The organism is Mesorhizobium sp. M0047 (assembly GCF_040323315.1).
Classification (GTDB): Bacteria; Pseudomonadota; Alphaproteobacteria; order Rhizobiales; family Rhizobiaceae; genus Mesorhizobium.
Window position 1 is genome coordinate 1 of sequence record NZ_JAMYUW010000094.1, and the last position, 3,947, is coordinate 3,947.

8 protein-coding genes are annotated in these 3,947 nt (G+C 58.3%); 4 read left to right on the plus strand and 4 right to left on the minus strand.

What is annotated here, in order from left to right; translation table 11 throughout:
- The 3 genes from NKJ89_RS35425 to NKJ89_RS35435 all read right to left on the minus strand — a co-directional run.
- Positions 1 to 266: hypothetical protein (locus tag NKJ89_RS35425; protein WP_352609047.1), on the minus strand; the 266-nt coding region annotated here is incomplete at its 3' end.
- Positions 267 to 336: 70 nt separating this feature from the next.
- Entirely contained in the window at positions 337 to 576 is a 240-nt protein-coding gene (locus NKJ89_RS35430; protein ID WP_352609048.1) for a hypothetical protein, read from the minus strand.
- Positions 577 to 583: 7 nt separating this feature from the next.
- Positions 584 to 829: a hypothetical protein gene (locus tag NKJ89_RS35435; RefSeq protein ID WP_352609049.1), complete on the minus strand. Its 246-nt coding sequence runs from the start codon at positions 827 to 829 to the stop codon at positions 584 to 586.
- A gap of 167 nt (positions 830 to 996) precedes the next feature.
- Between NKJ89_RS35435 and tnpA the strand changes: the two genes are divergently transcribed.
- The 4 genes from tnpA to NKJ89_RS35455 all read left to right on the plus strand — a co-directional run bounded on the left by tnpA (position 997) and on the right by NKJ89_RS35455 (position 3,699).
- Positions 997 to 1,374 carry an IS66-like element accessory protein TnpA gene (gene tnpA, locus NKJ89_RS35440; protein ID WP_352609050.1) on the plus strand — a complete coding sequence of 126 codons (378 nt, stop codon included), beginning with the start codon at positions 997 to 999 and terminating at the stop codon, positions 1,372 to 1,374.
- Positions 1,371 to 1,718 carry an IS66 family insertion sequence element accessory protein TnpB gene (gene tnpB, locus NKJ89_RS35445; protein ID WP_023778341.1) on the plus strand — a complete coding sequence of 116 codons (348 nt, stop codon included), beginning with the start codon at positions 1,371 to 1,373 and terminating at the stop codon, positions 1,716 to 1,718. Before tnpA ends, tnpB begins: the two co-directional genes overlap by 4 nt.
- A 62-nt stretch (positions 1,719 to 1,780) precedes the next feature.
- Positions 1,781 to 3,403 carry an IS66 family transposase gene (tnpC, locus tag NKJ89_RS35450; RefSeq protein ID WP_352609051.1) on the plus strand — a complete coding sequence of 541 codons (1,623 nt, stop codon included), beginning with the start codon at positions 1,781 to 1,783 and terminating at the stop codon, positions 3,401 to 3,403.
- Positions 3,403 to 3,699 (plus strand): hypothetical protein, encoded by a 297-nt coding sequence (locus tag NKJ89_RS35455; protein ID WP_023680922.1) that lies wholly within the window; start codon positions 3,403 to 3,405, stop codon positions 3,697 to 3,699. The genes tnpC and NKJ89_RS35455 overlap by 1 nt, the downstream gene beginning before the upstream one ends.
- Before the next feature lie 36 nt (positions 3,700 to 3,735).
- On the opposite strand, the gene NKJ89_RS35460 is transcribed toward NKJ89_RS35455, so the two are convergent.
- Positions 3,736 to 3,947, minus strand: a 212-nt coding sequence (locus NKJ89_RS35460) for a helix-turn-helix domain-containing protein (RefSeq protein WP_352609052.1), incomplete at its 5' end; no start/stop codon positions are given.

Genomic DNA, 3,947 nt, shown 5'->3' on the forward strand with positions numbered 1-3,947 from the left:
TCTGCGTAAGGCGGATAGGTTCCGAGCGCGACACGTCGGACGATGGGAATGGAAACGCGCGTCGAAAGCGGGGAGAAAAAGCGGGGAAGGCCGTCTGCGTCTTCTACAAAGCCCAACGAAAACAATGCACTAGACAAACACATTGGCTCCCCGGGCCGGACAAATTTGATAAATCGAACCAGGGCCAAAAGTTCCAGATAAGCATTGCTTTTCAGTCCCTTATGAGGACCGCTTCCCAAAGCAACGACCGCCTTGATGTATCTCAAGGGGTAGCAGCGGTGTATCTCTCAGAAAAGCGTTGACGAGCGCTGCGACGACATTATGGCTCGTCAGAGGCTATGCCTCGACGTTTGGGTCCGACGCGTCATATTTGATCGCAAATCCCGCATCGGTCGCGCTTCGCGCAATGAGATCGCCAAGTTGCCAGTCCGTGAGTTCGCACAGCGGCAGCATTCTCCTCACGGTGTGGCTGACCTCAGAAATCGAAATGCTCGGGCTGCCGATGTTGTCGATGAGGTAACAGACAATCGCCTGGCGAACGTCTGAGAAGGTGGGCGTCTGCGTGAGCGCAGACATATATGGCCTACGAATGGAGCCGTGGTTCTACACCCTCGGCCGTTTTTGCATCGAAGGCGACGGGCACACCGTGAGTGATGGATGCCTCAGCCAGCAGCTCTTCCAATTCGAGATCGGTGGCCTTGCACGCCGGCATGAGTGTTCGGATGGCGCGAATTGCTAGTGCGATGGACAGGAAGTGAGCCTTGCCTCTAGAGCGCACATAGGCTTCGGCGGCTCTTTCAACCGTGACGGTGTGAAAACTGCTGGTCATCGAGAATACCTCCCTGAAACCCTCAACACGATTTACGGCAGCAATTCCGTAGCCCGCAAGGGTTTGTCGTAACCGCCCGATTGTCACCGCCTGCCTGACATCGTCGTGATGTCCTATGACACGTGTTTAACGACGTCGTTTGCGACGTGTCTTGTGCGAGGTTTGCGATGCGTGTCGAGATTCTTGGTGCTGAACGACGTCGTCGCTGGGGTGATAAGAAGAAACTCGACATCGTCATGTCGGTTGGAATTGAGGGGGCGACGGTGACTGAGGTTGCCGAGCGGCATGATGTGACGCGGCAGCAGATTTACACCTGGCGGCGAGAGCTGAGGAGGAAGGGGCTCCTGTTGCCGTCGGCGGGTCCCATGTTCCTTCCCATGGACATGCCCGTGGCGCGGAGCGAACTCTATATGGGCAAAGGCACTGACAGATTATCAGCGTCGCTGGTTGAGTTGCAACTATGCTGTGGGCGGAACCTGCGCTTTGACAGAGAGATCGATACCGCCACTCTGACTCGGCTTATCCAGGCGGTTGAGATAGCATGATCGGACCGGGAACTGGGGTTCGGGTGTACCTTGCCTGTGGGTTCACGGACATGCGCAAAGGGATCGAGGGTTTGGCTGCACTGACGCAGGATGTGTTGCGCCAGAAGCCGACGGGAGGCGCGGTCTTCGCCTTTCGGGGAAGGCGTGGCGACCGTTTGAAGCTTCTTTATTTTGATGGCCAGGGGTTCTGTCTTTATTACAAGGTCTTGCAGAAGGGTCGCTTTCCGTGGCCGTCGGCGGCCGACGGGACGGCCAGGCTGACGTCAGCGCAAATGGCGATGTTATGGGAAGGAATTGACTGGCGACGCCCCAACTGGGGTGCGCCGCCGGCGCGAGTCGGGTGATTTATCTCTCTGAATCTAATGGTTTTTATGGCTACTCGCCCTGACTTATGGTAGTCAGGTGCATGCCGAATGTCGCCGAAAATCTTCCAGACGATCCTGTCTTTCTGAAGGCGATGATCGCCGCCTTGCAGGCGGAAAATGCGAAGATGTCGGCGACGTTGCAGGCGCATGACCAATTGATCCAGGCCTTGCGGCTGCGCATTGCCCGGCTGAAGAAACAGGTCTTCGGCAAGTCTTCGGAAAAAGTCGAGCGGGAAATCCAGCAGCTGGAACTGGCGCTGGAGGATCTTTTGATCGCCGCGGCGGAGAGCAATGCCGGGCCAATCAATGAGGCCGACGAGGCAGCGTCTGTCGCGCCTATGACGAACGCGCCCGAAAGGATCACGCGCCGGCGTCCGCGCGTGTCGCACAAGGCAGTTCGCGAGCGCAGGGAGCTCGATCCCGGCGCCTGCTGCCCCGCCTGTGGCGGTGAACTGCGTCTTGTGGGCGAAGACACAAGCGAAATCCTCGACATGATCGCCGCGCAGATGAAGGTCATCGAGGTCGCTCGGTTGAAGAAATCCTGCCGCTGCTGCGAAAAGATGGTGCAGTTGCCCGCGCCCAGCCGTCCGATACCAGGCAGCATGGCGGGAGCCTGCCTTCTGGCTTACATCCTGGTCTCGAAGTTCGACGATCACCTGCCATTGTATCGCCTGAACGAAATCTTCGCCCGCATGGGTGCCGACATCCCCGACAGTACGCTGGTCGATTGGTGCGGTCGCGCCATGCAGGTGCTTCAGCCCCTGATCGAGCGGATCGGAACCGTGATCATGGCCAGCGACCTTCTCCATGCTGACGATACCCCGATCCGGGTGCTGGATCGCTCCATGCAGGACAAAGGGCTGGGCAAAGGCGTAAAGAAAGGCAGGATCTGGACATATGTCCGCGATCAACGCCCGTGGGCGGGCGGCGCTCCGCCTGGCGCGGTCTACTACTTTGCTCCGGACTGGAAGGAAGACCACGTCCTCCGCCATCTGAGGCAGACAAGCGGCATCCTCCAAGCTGACGGCTACAAAGGCTACGGCAAGCTTTATGAGCCTGGAGCCGATGGAAAATCCCGCTTCCGAGAAGCGGCATGCTGGGCGCATTGGCGACGCGACTTCCATGATATCTGGACCTCGAACAAATCCGAGATCGCATGCGAGGCTCTCGACCGTATCGGTGCGCTTTATGACATCGAGCACGGCATTGCGGGTCAGCCTGCCGATGCCCGCCTTGCCGCACGTCGGAAGCATAGCAAACCAAAGATCGGGGCATTCCGTGTCTGGATCGAAACGCAACTGACCCGCATTCCGGGCAAGAGCGATTTGGCAAAAGCCTTCCGTTATGGCCTGAGCCGCTGGCCATCATTGTGCCTGTTCCTCGAAGACGGCCGCGTCGCCATGGACAACAATGCCGCCGAGCGAGCCCTGCGCCCGATTGGAATCGGAAGAAAAAACTGGCTATTTGCCGGCGCCGACACCGGCGCGGAGACCCTGGCTCGCGCCATGACAATCATCGAGACGGCCAAGATGAACGGCATCGATCCGCAGGCATATCTCGCAGACGTGCTCGACCGCATCCAAGATCACAAGATCAATCGCCTCGACGAGTTGCTTCCCTGGAATTGGTCACCTGGCACCGCCATCTCCGCCGAGGCTGCCTGATGGCAACGGTGACCCATGTGTTCAGCATCGACTACGTCGCCAAATTGCTCGATGAAGATGCCGAACTCCTTCAGGCGATCGTCAGCAATGATGACAACCTGAGCTACGGCAGCATCATCAGCGTCTACACCGGACCGGACGAGGCAATAACTTCGCTTACCCGCGACGGAATGGAAGAGCTGGAGCAAATGCTTACCCATGCGCGCCGCACCGCTGACGAATGGAGTGACTTCCTCGAAGCCTTCGTCGATGACCAGGAACTCATCGCTCGCATCAAAGCGAAATCTCCGCGGTAACAACCGGGCGGTTACGGTTTGTCCGATTCCGGACAGTTAGGCGGAGGCTAGGCCGAAGTGACTTTGCTCCTCCTCGCCGTAAGCACCATGTGTGAGCTGTATCATTCCAATGCGGTCGATAATCGTGATCTCGCCGCGCCTGGCGTGAACCAGCCCCCGATATTCGAGCATTTGGAGCGCGGTGGTAACGCCGGGACGCCGGGCACCAAGCATTGTCGCCAGAAATTCATGCGTCAGGTAGATCTTGT

What these genes read in the sequence shown, in the direction of transcription:
- NKJ89_RS35430 (WP_352609048.1), bottom strand. Translation starts at nt 576, where the DNA reads ATGTCTGCGCTCACGCAGACGCCCACCTTCTCAGACGTTCGCCAGGCG.
- NKJ89_RS35435 (WP_352609049.1), bottom strand. Translation starts at nt 829, where the DNA reads ATGACCAGCAGTTTTCACACCGTCACGGTTGAAAGAGCCGCCGAAGCC.
- tnpA (WP_352609050.1), top strand. Translation starts at nt 997, where the DNA reads ATGCGTGTCGAGATTCTTGGTGCTGAACGACGTCGTCGCTGGGGTGAT.
- tnpB (WP_023778341.1), top strand. Translation starts at nt 1,371, where the DNA reads ATGATCGGACCGGGAACTGGGGTTCGGGTGTACCTTGCCTGTGGGTTC.
- tnpC (WP_352609051.1), top strand. Translation starts at nt 1,781, where the DNA reads ATGCCGAATGTCGCCGAAAATCTTCCAGACGATCCTGTCTTTCTGAAG.
- NKJ89_RS35455 (WP_023680922.1), top strand. Translation starts at nt 3,403, where the DNA reads ATGGCAACGGTGACCCATGTGTTCAGCATCGACTACGTCGCCAAATTG.